This is a genomic window from Microbacterium alkaliflavum (genome assembly GCF_044325405.1).
In the GTDB taxonomy this organism is placed as follows: Bacteria; Actinomycetota; Actinomycetes; order Actinomycetales; family Microbacteriaceae; genus Microbacterium; species Microbacterium alkaliflavum.
Map to the genome: position 1 here is coordinate 381,584 of NZ_JBIQWL010000002.1, position 16,837 is coordinate 398,420.

Genomic DNA, 16,837 nt, shown 5'->3' on the forward strand with positions numbered 1-16,837 from the left:
CCACCACTTGCGGGCGGCGGCCGGCGTGGCGCCGGCCGCGATCGTGGCCTCGACCTCGGCGAGCAGACCCGCGTTGACGACGCCCTGGAACTCGATGTCACCGAAGCCCCAGTCGGCCTTGAGCCGACGGCGGTGGGCCGCCGGCGCCTCGGGCAGGGCAGCACGCAGCTGCTCGATCAGCTCGGTCGACGGCGCGACCGGAAGCAGGTCGGGCTCCGGGAAGTACCGGTAGTCGTCGGCGTCGGACTTGGGACGACCCGGGGAGGTCGTGCCCGTGTCCTCGTGCCAGTGGCGCGTCTCCTGCGTGATGGAGCCGCCGGCCTCGAGGATCGCCGCCTGACGCTGGATCTCGTAGCGCACGGCGCGCTCGACGGAGCGCATCGAGTTGACGTTCTTCGTCTCGGTGCGCGTGCCGAGCTTCTGCTGCCCACGCGGGCGGAGCGACACGTTCGCGTCGCAACGCAGGTTGCCGCGCTCCATGCGTGCCTCGGAGATGCCGAGCGCGATGACGATGTCGCGGATCGTGCGCACATACGCGGCGGCGAGGTCGGGAGCGGAGTGCTCCGCGCCGAAGATCGGCTTCGTGACGATCTCGACGAGCGGCACACCGGCGCGGTTGTAGTCGACGAGCGAGTACTCGGCGCCCTGGATGCGTCCGGTCGAGCCGCCGACGTGCGTCAGCTTGCCGGCATCCTCTTCCATGTGCGCGCGCTCGATGGGGATCTGCACGATCGTGCCGTCGGCCAGTTCGACCTCGACCTGACCCTCGAACGCGATCGGCTCGTCGTACTGCGAGATCTGGTAGTTCTTGCCGAGGTCGGGGTAGAAGTAGTTCTTCCGCGCGAACCGGCTCGACGGCGCGATCGAGCAGCCGAGGGCGAGCCCGAGGCTGATCGACGAGCGAACGGCCTCCGCGTTGACGACCGGCAGGGAACCCGGCAGGCCCATGTCGACCGGGGCGACGAGAGTGTTGGGCTCGGCGCCGTGATGCTCGTCGTGCGCGGGGTTGGGTGCGGCGGAGAACATCTTGGTCTTGGTGTTCAGCTCGACGTGCACCTCGAAGCCGAGCACGGGCTCGAACAGCTCGAGAGCCTTGTCGAAGTCCATCAGTGCGTCCTTCGCCATCAGCGGACGCCTCCCTTCGCGCTCAGGACGGGCGCCCTGTCGAGGAGCGGTCCGCCCCACGAGTCCACCAGCGCCGCCTCGAGCGCGGCCCCGACGCGGTACAGGCGCGCGTCCTCCCGGGCAGGAGCGAGGAACTGGATGCCGACCGGCAGGCCGTCCTCGGCCGCCAGGCCCGACGGGACGGAGATGCCGGGAACGCCCGCGAGGTTGGCGGGAATCGTCGTCACGTCGTTGAGGTACATCTGCAGCGGGTCGTCGATCTTCTCGCCGAGCTTGAACGCGGTGGTCGGGGCCGATGGCGTCGCGATGACGTCGACCTGCGTGAACGCTGCGTCGAAGTCGCGCTGGATGAGCGTGCGGACCTTCTGCGCCGAGCCGTAGTACGCGTCGTAGTAGCCCGCCGACAGTGCGTAGGTGCCCAGGATGATGCGGCGCTTCACCTCGTCGCCGAAGCCGGCTTCGCGCGTGGCCGCCATGACGTCTTCCACGGTCGAGTTCGCGTGCGGCGTGACCCGCAGGCCGAAGCGCACCGAGTCGAACTTGGCGAGATTGCTGGATGCCTCGGCCGGGAGCACGAGGTAGTACGCGGCGACGCCGTACTCGAAGTGCGGAGCGCTGATCTCGACGATCTCGGCGCCATGCGCCTCCATGAGGGCGAGCGCCTCGCGGAACGACGCGGAGACGCCGGCCTGGAAGCCGCTGTCGGGGAGCTCGGCGATGACCCCGACCTTGAGTCCCTTGAGCACGTCGCCGCGCGCGCCCTCACGGGCGGCCTCGGCGAACGACGGCCAGGCATCGGCGAGCGAGGTCGAGTCGTTCGGGTCGTACCCGCCGATGACGTCGTGGAGCAGTCCCGCGTCGAGCACGGTGCGCGTGACGGGACCGACCTGGTCGAGGCTCGAGGCGAGGGCGATCGCGCCGTACCGGCTCACACCGCCGTAGGTCGGCTTGATGCCGACGGTGCCGGTGACGTGCGCGGGCTGGCGGATCGAGCCGCCCGTGTCGGAGCCGAGGGCGAGAGGTGCCTCGAAGGCGGCCACGGCAGCGGCCGAGCCACCGCCCGAGCCGCCGGGGATGCGGTCGAGGTCCCACGGGTTGTGCGTGGGGCCGTAGGCCGAGTGCTCCGTCGACGAGCCCATCGCGAACTCGTCCATGTTCGTCTTGCCGAGGGGCACGAGCCCTGCTGCGCGCGAGCGCGCGACGACAGTCGCATCGAAGGGCGAGAGATACCCCTCGAGGATCTTCGAGCCGCTCGTCGACGGCATGTCCGTCGTGACGAGCACATCCTTGATCGCCAGCGGCACGCCGGCGAGCGCGCCGAGCGTCTCGCCGGCCGCTCGGCGGCGGTCGATGTCGCCCGCGACGTCGAGGGCGTGGTCGCTCACGTGGAGGAACGCGTGCACGTCGCCGTCGACCTCGGCGATGCGGTCGAGGTGGGCCTGCGTGGCCTCGACGCTCGAGATCTCGCCCGCGGTGAGCTTGTCTGCGAGCGCGGCGGCGCTCAGCCGGATGAGGTCGCTCATCTCTACTGCTCCTCCCCCAGGATCGCGGTCACTCGGAACCGGCTGTCGGCAGCGTCGGGTGCGTTCTGCAGCGCCTGCTCGAGCGTGAGCGTGTCGCCCACCTCGTCGGCGCGGAAGACGTTCTCCATCACGATCGGGTGGCTCGTCGCGGCGACGTCGGGCGTCGCGACCTCCGACACCTTGGCGATGTTGTCGACGATCACATCGAGCTGACCGGTGAGGCGCTCGACCTCTTCGTCGCTCAGCTGAATCCTGGCGAGTACGCCGAGATGGCGCACGAGATCGGGGGTGATTTCAGACACCACGACAGTCTAGTTGGGCTCTGTGCGCCGCCCTGGCCGGGCGTTAGTGTGGGGCGCGTGACGACGATGTATGACCCGCCTCGCCCGTGGATCGCCAGCTATGCCGCGGGCGTGCCGGCAGAGCTCGACCCCGTGTCGGGCTCGCTCGTCGACATCGTCGAGGCATCCGCCCGCGATTACCCCGACGCGGCGGCGCTCCAGTTCTTCGGCAAGGTGACGACCTACCGCCGACTGCACGAGGCGATCGATCGCGCTGCCGCCGGCCTCAAGGAGCGCGGCGTGAGGCCGGGAGACCCGGTCGCGATCGTGCTGCCCAACTGCCCGCAGCACATCGTCGCGTTCTACGCGATCCTGCGCGTCGGCGCGGTCGTCGTCGAGCACAACCCGCTCTACACGCCGCGCGAACTGCGCAAGCAGTTCGAAGACCACGGCGCCAAGCACGCGATCGTGTGGAGCAAGGTCGTCGCGACCGTGCAGGACTTCCCCGACGACCTCCGCGTGCCGAACCTCATCACCGTCGACGTCACGAAGGCGATGCCGCTGTTCACGCGCCTCGCCCTGCGCCTTCCGATCGCGAAGGCGCGGGAGTCACGGGCCGCTCTGCATGAGCGCACGTCGGGCGCGACCTCGTGGGAGGACGTCGTCGGCGCCGATCGGCTGCCCTCGAGCCACCCGAAGCCCGCGACCGACGACCTGGCGATCATCCAGTACACGAGCGGAACGACCGGCACCCCCAAGGGCGCCGCACTGACGCACCGCAATCTTCTCGCGAACGCCGCGCAGGCGCGCGCGTGGGTGCCGTCGATCGTGCGGGGCGACGGGTGCGTCGTCTACGCCGTGCTGCCGATGTTCCACGCCTACGGGCTGACGCTCTGCCTCACCTTCGCGATGTCGATGGGCGCACGGCTCGTGCTCTTTCCGCGGTTCGACCCCGACATGGTGCTCGCCGTCACGAAGAAGCATCCCGCGACCTTCCTCCCGCTCGTGCCGCCGATCGCCGACCGCCTGCTGAAGGCATCGAAGGAGAAGGGCGTGCCGATCACCGGCACCGAGGTCGCCATCTCGGGCGCGATGGCGCTTCCGCACGAGCTCGTCGTGCCGTTCGAGGCTGCGAGCGGCGGCTACCTCGTGGAAGGGTACGGCCTCTCCGAGTGCTCCCCGGTTCTCATGGCCAATCCGGTCGCCGACAACCGCGTGCCCGGCACGGTGGGACTGCCGCTGCCCGGCACCGAGTGCCGCGTCGTCGACCCGGACGACCCCTCGAAGGACGTCGAGCCGGGCGGCCGGGGCGAGCTCGTCGTGCGCGGGCCGCAGGTGTTCCAGGGCTACTACGGAAAGCCCGAGGAGACCGAGGCGGTGTTCGTCGACGGATGGTTCCGCACGGGCGACATCGTCACGATCGACGAGGCCGGCTTCGTGCGCATCGTCGACCGCATCAAGGAGCTCATCATCACGGGCGGCTTCAACGTCGCCCCGACTGAGGTCGAGAACGCGCTGCGCCAGCACCCCGACGTCGAAGACGCCGCCGTCGTCGGCCTGCCGAGCGAGCACTCCGGCGAGGAGGTCGTGGCTGCGATCGTCGTCGACGGCGGCAAGGACGTCGATGTGGAGGCGATCCGCGAGTTCGCGCGCGGCATCCTGACCCCCTACAAGGTGCCTCGACGCATCTTCGTCGTCGACGAGCTGCCGAAGTCGCTCATCGGCAAGGTGCTGCGCCGCCAGGTGCGCGAATCGCTCCTGAAGCTCACGTCGGGCACGTAGCACCCGGCTCACCACGCCGCGAACGATCCCGGACGGGGCTGGATCCACTCCGCGTTCGCGTACCCCTCCTCCCACGGGAAGCGGCCTGCGCGGTCGTCGTACGTGAGCTGCACGACGTCGACGGAGTGCTCGTCGGGGCGCTGATAGAACCGGTTCGCGGCGAACACGATGTCTCCCGGGTTGGGCACCGGCTCGACGGTGATCCGGTGGGTCCACCCGTCGAAGTAGAGCACTTCACCCACGACGAGATCACGGCCGCCCTGCACGCGCGCCGACACGTCGTTGAGGAGCAGCGCCGTCGTGCGCGGGTCGAGCCCGAAGACCAGGAGCTCGGGATGCGCGAGCCCGAACAGGCCGATCGTGTAGGCGAAGGACGTCTCTCTGCGTCGGCGGTCGCCGCCGACGTACTCGATGCTGGTGCCGTGCTTGCGGATCGTCTGGGCGGTGCGGGCGTCTTCCTGGTCGAGCCAGGCGATCACGGAGGGGTCGGGCGTGAGAGTCATCGCGGGTCCTTTCGTCGAGGACTCCGAGATTAGAACATACCTACGACACTCGAATGCGAATGACCCGGCTGATCAGTCGGCGACCTCGCCGCGAGCCGCGGCAATCCCGAATGGATGCAGCGTGGCGACGAACACTCCGGTCGAAACGCCCGGGTCGCCATACATGATCGCCTCCGCGGCGACGCGATCGGTCGCCTCGAAGATCACGACGCCGAACGTGCCCTCCTGCTCCTGCGTGCGCCCGGCGAGGATCAGCACACCGCGCTCGTGAAGTCGGACGAGGTGGGCGACATGCGCCGCGACGACCTCGACCTCCTGCTCGGTGGGATCGCCGACCATCTCGGGCCGCGACGGAACGATGCGGTACAGCCACTGCGCGGTCTCGCCCACGATTGATCACCCCGCGTCGGGTGCGAGAGCCTCGAGCGCCGCGGGGCCCTGCTCGACGAGCAGCTTGAACTGTGCGGCGTCGATGATCCGCACCCCGAGCTCTTCCGCCTTCGCGAGCTTGGAGCCGGCGCCGGGACCGGCCGCGACGAAGTCGGTCTTCTTCGAGACACTCGACGCCGCCTTGCCTCCGGCCTTGATGATGGCCTCCTGCGCCCCTTCGCGCGAGTAGCCCTCGAGCGAGCCGGTTGCCACGACGGTGAGGCCTTCGAGCACTCCCCCTTCGACGGTCGCAGCACCGGGCCCGGGGTGCCCCGGGGTGGCGAGTCTGGCACCTGCGGCCTCCCAGCGCTCGACGATCTCGCGGTGCCAGTCGACCTCGAACCAGTCGATGAGCGCGTCGGCGATGATGCCGCCGACGCCCTCGACCGCCGCGAGCTCGTCGCGTGAGGCGGCGCGGATCGCGGCGAGCGAGCCGAACCACTGCGCGAGCGCCCGCGCGGCGACGGGCCCGACGTGACGGATGCTCAGCGCGACGAGGAAGCGCCACAGGTCCTTCGTCTTGGCTTTCTCGAGCTCGTCGATGAGCGTGATCGCCTGCGCCGAAGGCTGAGGGCCGGTCAGCCCCTCCTTCTTCTCGGCGGCACTGGGATTGCGGCGGAAGGGAGCACGCCGGACGAGATCGCCCGTCTTCTCGTCCACCTTCATCTCGCCCGTCTCCGCGTCGCGCACGACGACCTCGATCGGCACGAGCTGGTCGAGTGTGAGCTCGAACAGGCCGGCCTCCGTGGGGAGCGGCGGCACCTCCGGCACGGTCGGCTGCGTGAGGGCGGCGGCCGTCACCTCGCCGAGCGCCTCGATGTCGAGGGCGCCGCGCGACCCGATGTGCTCGACCCGGCCGCGCACCTGTGCGGGGCAGGACCGCGTGTTGGGGCAGCGCAGGTCGACGTCGCCCTCCTTCGCCGGTGCGAGTGGCGACCCGCATTCCGGGCAGTCCTTCGGCATGACGAATTCGCGCTCCGTGCCGTCGCGCAGCTCGACGACAGGGCCGAGCACCTCGGGGATGACATCGCCCGCCTTGCGCAGCACGACGGTGTCGCCGATCAGCACACCCTTGACACGTACGACGTCCTGGTTGTGCAGTGTCGCCTGCCGCACGACGCTGCCCGCGACCCGCGCCGGGGCCATCACCGCGAAGGGCGTCGCACGCCCCGTGCGACCGACAGACACGACGATGTCGAGGAGTTTCGTGTTGACCTGCTCGGGCGGGTACTTGTACGCGATCGCCCAGCGCGGCGCGCGGCTGGTCGCACCGAGTTCGTCGTGCAGCGCGAGTTCGTCGACCTTCACGACGATGCCGTCGATCTCGTGCTCGACGTCGTGCCGGTGCTCGCCGTAGTGCGCGACGAAGTCGATGACGCCGTCGATCGCCTCGGTCGTGCGGAAGTACGGGCTGGTCGGGAGGCCCCATTCGGCGAGCAGGGCGTAGATCTCGCTCTGCGACGCGACGGGCGGGTTCTGCCATGCCCCGATGCCGTGCACGAAGAGGCGCAGCGACGCGACGCGCGCCTCGCCCGCTTCGAGCTCGAGCCCGTCCTTCTTGTCGAGCTGCTGACGGAGCCCGCCGCTCGCGGCGTTGCGCGGGTTGGCGAAGGCGGGGAACCGCCGGTCGGCCGATCTCCGTGCGCGCTCGTCGTCGGCGCCGCGTGCCCGGGAGTCCTCGTACACGCGCTGCCGCAGCCGGGCCTGCAGGGCGTTGAGCTCTTCGAAGGCGGCGACCGGAATGAAGACCTCGCCGCGCACCTCGACGAGGGGAGGATGCCCCGTGCCGGAGAGTCGCTGCGGGATGCCGGCGACCCGCAGGGCGTTGACCGTCACGTCTTCGCCGACGCGCCCGTCGCCGCGGGTGGCAGCCGAGGTGAGCACGCCGTTCTCGTAGCGGAGGCTGATCGCGAGACCGTCGATCTTGAGCTCCGTGAGCCATCGGACGGAGCGGCCCGCGGCACCCTGAGCCTTGGCGCACCAGTCGCGCAGCTCGTCGAGGCTGAAGACGTTGTCGAGGCTCAGCATGCGCTCGGCATGCTCCACCGGCGCGAAGAGCGTCGAGGTCGCCGCGCCGACGCTCAGGGTCGGCGAGTCCTGCGTCTGCAGCTCGGGGTAGAGGCGCTCGAGCTCTTCGAGGCGACGCATCCACCCGTCGTAGGTCGCATCATCGACGATCTCGGCGTCGCGGCCGTAGTAGGCGTCGCGCGCCCCGATGATGCGGTCGGTGAGGCCCTGCGCCTCATTGCGCGCTTCGTCGAGCGGGAGGTCTGCAGAGAGCGCGGCATCCGTCACCCCGTCAGTCTAGGAGCGGGGTCCGACAGCGGCTATCGAGCGCTCCGCGCTGAGAGCGACGAGGGCAGGCGCTCAGGCCTCGACGGGCACTGCCGACACCGTGCGGTCGATCGTGAACTGCCCGATGACGCGCGTGCCGTCGTAGAGCACCGCCGTCTGCCCCGGGGCGACGCCGTCGAACGGGGTCTCGGGGCGCACGGTCAGCACACCGTCCGCGAGTGTCGCGAGGGCCGCCACGGGGTCGGCGTGCGCGCGGATCTGCACGTGGCAGGCGAACGACGTCGACTCGGGCGCGCGGCCCGACCACGTGTACCGCTCCCCCGCGATCTCGGCGGTCGCGAGGGCTTCCCTGGGCCCTACGACGACGGTGTTCGAGACCGGCCGCACTTCGAGGACGAACCGCGGCTTGCCGTCGGGAGCGGGGATGCCGAGCGAGAGCCCGCGCCGCTGACCCACGGTGTAGGCGTGCGCGCCCTCGTGCGAACCCACGACTGCTCCGGACCGGTCGACGATGTCGCCCGATGCCGTGCCGACCTTCTCCGCGAGCCACCCGCGGGTGTCGCCGTCGGGGATGAAGCAGATGTCGTGGCTGTCGGGCTTCTGCGCGACCGTGAGGCCGCGTTCGGCCGCCTCCGCGCGCACGAGCGCCTTCGACGGCGTCGATCCGAGCGGGAAGTACGTGTGAGCGAGCTGGTCGGCCGTGAGCACGCCGAGGACGTACGACTGATCCTTCGCGTTGTCGGACGCGCGGTGGAGTTCGAGCCCCTCTGGACCGTCGACGAGCGTCGCGTAGTGTCCCGTGCACACCGCGTCGAAGCCGAGTTCGATCGCGCGCTCCAGCAGTGCGGCGAACTTGATCTTCTCGTTGCAGCGCATGCAGGGATTGGGCGTGCGTCCCGCCTGGTACTCGGCGATGAAGTCGTCGATGACGTCGTCGCGGAAGCGCTCCGAGAAGTCCCAGACGTAGAACGGGATGCCGAGGCGGTCGGCCGCGCGCCGGGCATCCATCGCGTCCTCGATCGTGCAGCACCCTCGGCTGCCCGTGCGCAGCGTCCCGCCGGCGCGCGAGAGCGCGAGATGGACGCCGACGACGTCGTGGCCGGCGTCGACGGCGCGCGCGGCGGCGACGGCGGAGTCGACTCCGCCCGACATGGCCGCCAGGATGCGCATCGCTCCAGTCTACGAGCGGGCGCCTGAACGAGCCCCGGATGCCGCGGCCCGTGCCCGCTCGACGGCTTCGGGGAGCACCGCCAGCACCCGGTCGACGTCGGCGTCGGTCGAGGTGCGCCCGAGCGTGAACCGGAGCACCTGGCGGGCCTCGGCATCCGTCCGTCCCAGGGCCAGCACGACGTGCGACGGCTCGGGAACACCGGCCTGACAGGCCGAGCCCGTCGAGACGGAGACATCCGCCTGGTCGAGCAGGAACAGCAGGGTCTCCCCTGTCGCACCCGAGAACAGCATGTGCACGTTTCCCGGCAGCCGCAGCGTCGGGTGTCCGAGAAGCTCGGCCCGCGGGACGGACGACAGGATGCCGGCGATCAGCCGATCGCGCAGAACGGCGAGTCGCCGGGCCTCCGCGTCGAGCTCGGCCACCGCGAGCTCGGCGGCCGTCGCGAACGCGACCGCGCCCGCGACGTCCTGAGTGCCCGCCCGCAGGCCGCGCTGCTGACCGCCGCCGTGGAGCATGGGAGCGAGGGCGGCGTGTCGCGACACGACGAGCGCTCCGACGCCGACGGGGCCGCCGATCTTGTGCGCCGAGACGCTCATCGCGACGAGACCGGCGGAGCCCGCGGCATCCCCTCTCCACGCGCGGAAATCCACCGCGACATGACCGAACGCCGACACGGCGTCGAGGTGCAGCGGTGTTCCCGCCGCGGCGGCGTCGCGTGCGAGCGCGGGCGCGTCGTTGAGGGAGCCGACCTCGTTGTTGGCGACGAGGGCCGTCGCGAGGGCGGCGCCGCCGAGCCGTTCCGCGAACGAGTCGACGGGGATGCGTCCCGCCCCGTCGAGTGCGACGGGTCGCACGGTCGCCGCCTCGTGCACGGCCAGCCACTCGACGGCGTCGAGCGTCGCGTGGTGCTCGCCGTCGGGCAGCACGACGGCGTCTGCTCCCGAAGGACGGGCCCACCACAGCCCCTTGACGGCCAGGTTGACCGACTCCGTGCCGCCCGAGGTCAGCACGACCTCGATGGGGTCGCAGCCGACCACCGCGGCGAGCCGCTCGCGGGCGTCCTCGAGCAGGCGCCGCGCACCTTGGCCGGCACTGTGGATGGACGACGCGTTGCCGAGAGACTCCGTCGCACGGATCCAGGAATCGCGTGCCTCGGGGCGCAACGGGGCCGTCGCCGCGTGATCGAGGTAGACGTTCATCCGGACACCACCCTCCGCCGGTAACACCTTGGACTCCTGTCGTCATTACTGTAGATCGCATGTCCCCGACGGACTCGCTCGCAAAAGCCACCTCGTCCGGCCTTCTCAGCGCCGATCTCGACGGTCTCGGCGTCACGCTCACGTCCGATGGCGGCACCCTTCGCGTCTGGTCGGGCGGTGCCGACGCCGTCGAGCTCGTCGTCTTCGACGACACCGACCTCGACTGGATCGTCGACGCCGTCCCGCTCGCGCCGGCGGGCGGCGGCGTGTGGGAGGTGTCGACGCCGCGTCTTCGCGCCGGCGTGCGCTACACCATCCGGGTGGCAGGACCGCAGGGAGCCGGCAACACGTTCAACCCCGGCACTCTTCTCGTCGAGCCGTACTCGAAGGGTCTCGTCTCGGGCGGATTCGGCGACTGGCGATCCGTCGCGATCGACGGCTCGTTCGACTGGGGCGGAGTGGCCAAGCCCCTCGTCCCGCTCGATCGGACCGTGATCTACGAGGGCCACCTCAAGGGCCTCTCCAAGAGGCATCCGCTCGTGCCGCCCGCCCTGCACGGCACCTACGCGGGGCTCGCCCACCCGGCGATGATCGAGCACTTCCTCTCACTCGGCGTCACGAGCATCGAGCTGCTTCCCGTGCACGCCTTCGCGACGGAGCCGCGCCTGCTGCAGCACGGCCTCTCGAACTACTGGGGCTACAACTCGCTGAACTTCTTCACCCCGCACGCCGCCTATGCGACGGAGGCGAATCGCGCGCAGGGTCCCGAGGCGATCCTGCGCGAGTTCAAGGGCATGGTGAAGCTCCTCCACGAGGCGGGCCTCGAAGTGATCCTCGACGTCGTCTACAACCACACCGCCGAGGAGGCGATCGGCGGACCGCGCACGAGCCTGCGCGGCATCGACAACCGCGCGTACTACCGGCAGACCGCCGAGGGCGCCTACATCGACGTGACCGGATGCGGCAATTCGGTGAACACCTCCACGGATGCCGCGGCGCGCCTCGTGCTCGATTCGCTGCGCTACTGGGCGAACGACGTGCAGATCGACGGGTTCCGCTTCGATCTGGCCGTGACTCTGGGGCGGGATGCCTCGCACGCATACACCCCGGACCACCCGCTGCTCCGCGCGATCGCCGACGATCCGCTCCTGTCCGACGTCAAGCGCATCGCCGAACCGTGGGACGTTGGCATGGGCGGCTGGCAGACGGGGAACTTCGGCGACGACTGGCTCGAGTGGAACGACAGGTACCGCGACCGCGTGCGCAACTTCTGGCTGAGCGACGTCGACTACGCGCGTCGCGCCTCCTCGGCGCCCGTGGGCATCGGCGGATTCGCGACGCGTCTCGCGGGCTCGTCCAACACGTTCAGCGCCGAGCGCGGTCCGCTCGCGAGCATCAACTTCGTGACGGCGCACGACGGCTTCACGCTGCGCGACCTCGTCTCATACGACGTCAAGCACAACATGGGCAACGGCGAGCAGAACCGCGACGGCGCCGACACGAACCGATCGTTCAACCACGGGGCGGAGGGACCCACGGAGGACGAAGGGATCCTCTCGACCCGCCGGAGGGCGATGCGCAACCTCCTCGGCACCCTGCTGCTGTCCGCCGGCATCCCGATGATCACGGCGGGCGACGAGTTCGGTCGCACTCAGCGTGGCAACAACAACGCGTACTGCCATGACTCCCCGCTCACCTGGCTCTCCTGGGACCACGCGCCCTGGCAGCGAGACCTCTTCGAGCACGTGCAGCGCCTTCTGACGCTTCGCCGGGACAACCCCGCGCTGCGCCCGACCTGGTTCGCACGCCTCGATCAGCGCACGCCGTCGGCGTCGGTCATGGAGTGGTACGACGAGCACGGCGAGACCATGTCCAGCGACCGGTGGACGAACCCGGCCCACCGCACCCTGCAGTACGTCGCGTCGTCGACGCCCGAGAACGAGGACTTCAACCGCATCCTGCTCATCGTGCACGGCAACGAGCGTGGGATCGATGTGACGCTCCCCGACATCGAAGGCGTCGAGCGGTACGTGTCGCTGTGGTCGAGCGACGACGAGCGTCCCGCGGCAGATGAGCGCGCGCTGCTCCCGGGCGACGTCGTGGCCGTCCCGGGCACCTCGATGCGGCTCTTCCGCGTCGAATGATACGCCCGCGGCGCACCTCGCGCCGCTGTCTGTCATGCCGCCTGGGTGCACGGTAGGTTCGGAGCGTGGTCACTCCGAAGCGCACCGCCCCACCTGTCCTCTGGCGAAGTGCCTCCGCACTTCCGCTCCGACCGGCGACGGCCTGGCAGCCTGAGCGCGATACGGAGACGGGCCGCATACCGCTGGCGCTTCCGTCGCCGTCGACGCCTGGCGAGAGGTTCCGTCCGAAGGCCTACGTCGGCGAGGTCGTCCCGTTCCGCACGACCGCCTTCCGCGAAGGGCACGACCGGATCGGCGTGCACGTGCGGCTCTTCTCCCCCTCGGGCGATGAATCGCTGCACCGCCTGACGGCGCTCGGCGACGGGTTCGACCGCTGGGCGACCGTCGTCGTCCCGCTCCAGCAGGGAGTCTGGTCGTTCCGCTTCGAGGGATTCGCCGACGACTTCGCGACGTGGGAGCACGCCGCCGAGGTCAAGATCGCGGCCGGCGTGGACTCGGAGCTCATGCGCGACATCGGCGCGCGCCTGTTCGACCGTGCGCGCAAGGAGATGGATCGCCCCGCGGCCGAGCGGCGTGCGCTGAAGAACGCCGCGGATCGCCTGCGCGATGCATCTATCGACGACACGACCGCTCTGGAGATCGTGCGCGATCCTGCGATCGCGGAGTTCTTCGCCGCCCGCCCGCTCACGTCGCTGCTCACGATCGGCGAGACGCACGAGCTGCTGGTCGAGCGGGAACGCGCGGGCGTCGGCGCGTGGTACGAGTTCTTCCCCCGCTCGGAGGGCGCGCGGCGCTTCAAGGACGGCACGGTCAAGAGCGGCAACTTCCGCACGGCGGTCAAGCGCCTTCCCGCCGTCGCGGCGATGGGCTTCGAGGTGCTCTACCTGCCGCCCATTCACCCGATCGGGCGTCTGAACCGCAAGGGCCGCAACAACACGCTCGACCCGCAGCCCGGCGACCCGGGATCGCCGTGGGCGATCGGCGCGGCCGAGGGCGGGCACGACACCGTCCACCCCGACCTCGGCAGTCTTGCCGACTTCCGCGCGTTCGTGCGCGCGGCCAAGGCCGAGGGCCTCGAGGTCGCGCTCGACCTCGCGCTGCAGGCCGCACCCGACCACCCGTGGGTGGCCGAGCACCCGGAGTGGTTCACGACGCTTCCCGACGGCACGATCGCGTACGCCGAGAACCCGCCGAAGAAGTACCAGGACATCTATCCGATCAACTTCGACAACGATCCTTCAGGGATCAAGGCCGAGGTGCTCCGGGTGGTGCGGCACTGGATCAAGCAGGGCGTGCGGATCTTCCGCGTCGACAACCCGCACACCAAGCCCCTGCAGTTCTGGGAGTGGCTCATCGCGACGGTCACGATCGACGAGCCGGACGTGATCTTCCTCGCCGAGGCGTTCACCCGGCCCGCGCCGATGCAGGCCCTCGCGATGGCGGGGTTCCAGCAGAGCTACTCGTACTTCACGTGGCGGAACACGAAGCAGGAGCTCGAGGAGTTCCTGGGCTCGGTCTCGACGGAGACGGCCGACTTCATGCGTCCCAACCTGTTCGTCAACACCCCCGACATCCTCACCGAGTTCCTGCAGTTCGGCGGCCGGCCGGGCTACAAGATCCGTGCGGCGATCGCGGCGACAGCCGCGCCGCTCTACGGCGTGTACGCCGGGTACGAGCTCTTCGAGAACGTCGCGCGCCCCGGGTCCGAAGAGAACATCGACAACGAGAAGTACGAGTACAAGCTCCGCGACTGGGCGGGAGCCGAGGCATCCGGTGATTCGCTCGCGCCGTTCCTCACGAAGCTCAACGAGATCCGCCGCGATCACCCGGCACTGCGCCAACTGCGCAACTTCAGCGCGCACTGGAGCGACGACGACGCGATCCTCGTGTACTCCAAGCACATCGACGCCGAGCTCTCGCCGACAGGCCGCAGCGACACGATCGTCGTCGTGGCCAACGTCGATCCGCACTCGGTGCGCCAGACGATGATCCACCTCGACACCCGCATCTGGGGCGTGGAGCCGGGTGATCCGTTCGAGGTCGAAGAGCTGCTCACGGGGCAGACGTGGACCTGGTCGGACCACGACTACGTCCGGCTCGACGCCTTCCATGAGCCCGTTCACATCCTCCACGTGAAGGAGTCGCGATGAGCGCCCTCGACGACCAGCTGCTCGACACCGTCGCGGCGGGGGCGTACCACGACCCGCATGCCGTGCTCGGCCTGCACCCCGACACCGACGCCCAGGGCGAGACGACCTGGACCGTGCGCGCCCGCCGTCCGCTGGCCAAGAGCGTCACCGCCGTCTTCGCCGACGGCACCGAGGTGCCGCTCGAGCATGTGCGCAGCGGGATCTGGGAGGGCGTGCGGTTCGGCGATCCCGGCTCGTACCATCTCGTCACGACGTACCAGGACGCCCCCGACTACGTCGCGGACGATCCGTATCGGCATCCTCCCGTGCTCGGCGAACTCGACATGCATCTCATCCGCGAGGGTCGTCACGAGGAGCTCTGGAACGTGCTCGGCGCTCACGTCCGTGAACACGACGGCGCCTGGGGCACGTCGTTCACGGTGTGGGCTCCCAACGCGCGCGCGGTGCGCGTCGTCGGCGACTTCAACTCCTGGGACGGCCAGGGGCACGCGATGCGCTCGATGGGATCGAGCGGCGTGTGGGAGCTGTTCGTGCCCGCGCTGAGCGCCGGCACCACCTACAAGTTCCAGCTTCAGACGCGACGCGGCGACTGGGTCATCAAGGCCGATCCGATGGCCCGCTGGGCCGAGGTGCCCCCCGCGACGGCATCCGTCGTCGTCGACACCTCCTACACCTGGAACGACGAGGCGTGGATGGCGCGCCGAGCGAAGAGCCAGCCCGTCTCCGAGCCCATGTCGGTCTACGAGCTGCATCTCGGCTCGTGGCGCCCCGGGCTGTCCTATCGCGACGCCGCCGACCAGATCGTCGACTACGTCACGGCGCAGGGCTTCACGCACATCGAGTTCCTGCCGCTCGCCGAGCACCCGTTCGGCGGCTCGTGGGGTTATCAGGTCACGGGATACTTCGCCCCGACCAGCAGGTTCGGGCACCCCGACGACCTGAAGTACCTCATCGACCGCCTGCACCAGGCGGGCATCGGCGTCATCATGGACTGGGTCCCCGGCCATTTCCCGAAGGACTCGTTCGCCCTCGCCCGCTTCGACGGCGAGGCACTCTACGAGCACTCCGACCCCCGACGTGGCGAGCACAAGGACTGGGGCACGTACATCTTCGACTACGGGCGTCGCGAGGTGCGCAACTTCCTCGTCGCCAACGCGCTGTACTGGCTCGAGGAGTTCCACGTCGACGGCCTCCGTGTCGACGCCGTCGCCTCGATGCTCTACCTCGACTACTCCCGCGAGGAGGGCGAGTGGGTGCCGAACGTGCACGGCGGCCGGGAGAACCTCGAGGCGATCTCGTTCCTCCAGGAGGTCAACGCGACGGCGTACAAGCGCTATCCCGGCATCGCCATGATCGCGGAGGAGTCCACGAGCTTCCCCGGCGTGACGGCGCCGACGAACCGCGCCGGCCTCGGCTTCGGCTTCAAGTGGAACATGGGCTGGATGAACGACTCGCTGCAGTACATCAAGCGCGACCCGATGTACCGCTCGCACCACGAGGGCGAGCTGTCGTTCTCGTTCGTCTACGCGTTCAGCGAGAACTACATCCTGCCGATCAGCCACGACGAGGTCGTGCACGGCAAGGGAAGCCTCTTCGCGCGGATGCCGGGAGACCACTGGCAGAAGCTCGCGAACATGCGCGCCTTCCTCGCCTACATGTGGGGTCACCCGGGCAAGCAGCTCCTGTTCCAGGGCCAGGAGTTCGGGCAGATGTCCGAGTGGTCCGAGGGTCGCGGCCTGGACTGGTGGATGCTCGACCAGCCCTCGCACGCGCAGCTGCACGGCTTCGTGGCGACGCTCAACCGCGTCTACCGCGAGCACTCGGCCCTGTGGGCCCGGGACAGCGACAGCGCGGCGTTCACGCGCCTCGGCGCGCCGTCGTGGAACCCCAATGTCATCGCCTTCGCACGGCGCGACTGGCACGGCAACACGATCGTCGTCGTCGCGAACTTCTCCGGCGTGCCGGTCTACGACTACGAGCTCGACCTGCCCGAGAGCGGCGTGTGGCATGAAGTGCTCAACAGCGACGCGCAGGAGTACGGCGGATCGGGCGTCGGCAACCTCGGCGTCGTCGCGGCGAACGACGAGAAGCGCGCGACGATGATCGTGCCGCCGCTCGGCGTGCTGTGGCTGCGCCACGACCCGCAGGCGCACATCCCCTCGCCGACCCGCGGCTGAGCCGGGAACTGCGAAGCGGGCGGCGGAGAGACTCCGCCGCCCGCCTCGGGTGAGAGTC

12 protein-coding genes are annotated in these 16,837 nt (G+C 69.9%); 4 read left to right on the forward strand and 8 right to left on the reverse strand.

All coding sequences use genetic code 11. The features are described 5' to 3' along the window. From gatB to gatC, 3 genes are all read right to left on the reverse strand, one after another. A partial coding sequence (gene gatB, locus ACH3VR_RS06800; RefSeq protein ID WP_396639999.1) for an Asp-tRNA(Asn)/Glu-tRNA(Gln) amidotransferase subunit GatB occupies positions 1 to 1,125 on the reverse strand: 1,125 nt, incomplete at its 3' end. Next, positions 1,125 to 2,648 (reverse strand): Asp-tRNA(Asn)/Glu-tRNA(Gln) amidotransferase subunit GatA, encoded by a 1,524-nt coding sequence (gatA, locus tag ACH3VR_RS06805; protein ID WP_396640000.1) that lies wholly within the window; start codon positions 2,646 to 2,648, stop codon positions 1,125 to 1,127. The genes gatA and gatB, both read right to left, overlap by 1 nt. A gap of 2 nt (positions 2,649 to 2,650) precedes the next feature. Continuing rightward, on the reverse strand, positions 2,651 to 2,950 hold the full coding sequence (gene gatC / locus ACH3VR_RS06810) for an Asp-tRNA(Asn)/Glu-tRNA(Gln) amidotransferase subunit GatC (RefSeq protein WP_396640001.1): 300 nt from the start codon (positions 2,948 to 2,950) through the stop codon (positions 2,651 to 2,653). 66 nt (positions 2,951 to 3,016) lie between these two features. Here gatC and ACH3VR_RS06815 point away from each other — a divergent pair, with 66 nt between their 5' ends. After that, positions 3,017 to 4,711: a long-chain-fatty-acid--CoA ligase gene (locus ACH3VR_RS06815; protein WP_396640454.1), complete on the forward strand. Its 1,695-nt coding sequence runs from the start codon at positions 3,017 to 3,019 to the stop codon at positions 4,709 to 4,711. Between the two features lie 8 nt (positions 4,712 to 4,719). On the opposite strand, the gene ACH3VR_RS06820 is transcribed toward ACH3VR_RS06815, so the two are convergent. The 5 genes from ACH3VR_RS06820 to ACH3VR_RS06840 form a co-directional block, all read right to left on the reverse strand. Then, positions 4,720 to 5,214 carry a DUF4262 domain-containing protein gene (locus ACH3VR_RS06820; RefSeq protein ID WP_396640002.1) on the reverse strand — a complete coding sequence of 165 codons (495 nt, stop codon included), beginning with the start codon at positions 5,212 to 5,214 and terminating at the stop codon, positions 4,720 to 4,722. A gap of 72 nt (positions 5,215 to 5,286) precedes the next feature. After that, a complete protein-coding gene (locus ACH3VR_RS06825) occupies positions 5,287 to 5,604 on the reverse strand; it encodes a YciI family protein (RefSeq protein ID WP_396640003.1) in 318 nt (105 codons plus the stop codon). 6 nt (positions 5,605 to 5,610) lie between these two features. After that, positions 5,611 to 7,938 (reverse strand): NAD-dependent DNA ligase LigA, encoded by a 2,328-nt coding sequence (ligA, locus tag ACH3VR_RS06830; protein WP_396640004.1) that lies wholly within the window; start codon positions 7,936 to 7,938, stop codon positions 5,611 to 5,613. Positions 7,939 to 8,010: 72 nt separating this feature from the next. Further along, positions 8,011 to 9,108 (reverse strand): tRNA 2-thiouridine(34) synthase MnmA, encoded by a 1,098-nt coding sequence (mnmA, locus tag ACH3VR_RS06835; protein ID WP_396640005.1) that lies wholly within the window; start codon positions 9,106 to 9,108, stop codon positions 8,011 to 8,013. A 9-nt stretch (positions 9,109 to 9,117) separates the two neighbouring features. Beyond that, positions 9,118 to 10,308 carry a cysteine desulfurase family protein gene (locus ACH3VR_RS06840; protein ID WP_396640006.1) on the reverse strand — a complete coding sequence of 397 codons (1,191 nt, stop codon included), beginning with the start codon at positions 10,306 to 10,308 and terminating at the stop codon, positions 9,118 to 9,120. A 59-nt stretch (positions 10,309 to 10,367) separates the two neighbouring features. On the opposite strand from ACH3VR_RS06840, the gene glgX reads away from it, so the two are divergent. The 3 genes from glgX (at position 10,368) to glgB (ending at position 16,779) form a co-directional block, all read left to right on the forward strand. Next, positions 10,368 to 12,452, forward strand: a complete 2,085-nt coding sequence (glgX, locus tag ACH3VR_RS06845; protein WP_396640007.1) for a glycogen debranching protein GlgX — start codon at positions 10,368 to 10,370, stop codon at positions 12,450 to 12,452. Positions 12,453 to 12,634: 182 nt separating this feature from the next. Continuing rightward, on the forward strand, positions 12,635 to 14,602 hold the full coding sequence (locus ACH3VR_RS06850) for an alpha-1,4-glucan--maltose-1-phosphate maltosyltransferase (RefSeq protein WP_396640455.1): 1,968 nt from the start codon (positions 12,635 to 12,637) through the stop codon (positions 14,600 to 14,602). Continuing rightward, the gene (gene glgB, locus ACH3VR_RS06855) at positions 14,599 to 16,779 is read left to right on the forward strand and encodes a 1,4-alpha-glucan branching protein GlgB (RefSeq protein ID WP_396640008.1); all 2,181 of its coding nucleotides are present in this window, start codon (positions 14,599 to 14,601) and stop codon (positions 16,777 to 16,779) included. The genes ACH3VR_RS06850 and glgB overlap by 4 nt, the downstream gene beginning before the upstream one ends. Positions 16,780 to 16,837 lie beyond the last annotated feature (58 nt).

Coding starts and splice junctions, on each gene's coding strand:
- glgX (WP_396640007.1), top strand. CDS start 10,368: ATGTCCCCGACGGACTCGCTCGCAAAAGCCACCTCGTCCGGCCTTCTC.
- mnmA (WP_396640005.1), bottom strand. CDS start 9,108: ATGCGCATCCTGGCGGCCATGTCGGGCGGAGTCGACTCCGCCGTCGCC.
- gatA (WP_396640000.1), bottom strand. CDS start 2,648: ATGAGCGACCTCATCCGGCTGAGCGCCGCCGCGCTCGCAGACAAGCTC.
- glgB (WP_396640008.1), top strand. CDS start 14,599: ATGAGCGCCCTCGACGACCAGCTGCTCGACACCGTCGCGGCGGGGGCG.
- ACH3VR_RS06840 (WP_396640006.1), bottom strand. CDS start 10,308: ATGAACGTCTACCTCGATCACGCGGCGACGGCCCCGTTGCGCCCCGAG.
- ACH3VR_RS06815 (WP_396640454.1), top strand. CDS start 3,017: ATGTATGACCCGCCTCGCCCGTGGATCGCCAGCTATGCCGCGGGCGTG.
- ACH3VR_RS06820 (WP_396640002.1), bottom strand. CDS start 5,214: ATGACTCTCACGCCCGACCCCTCCGTGATCGCCTGGCTCGACCAGGAA.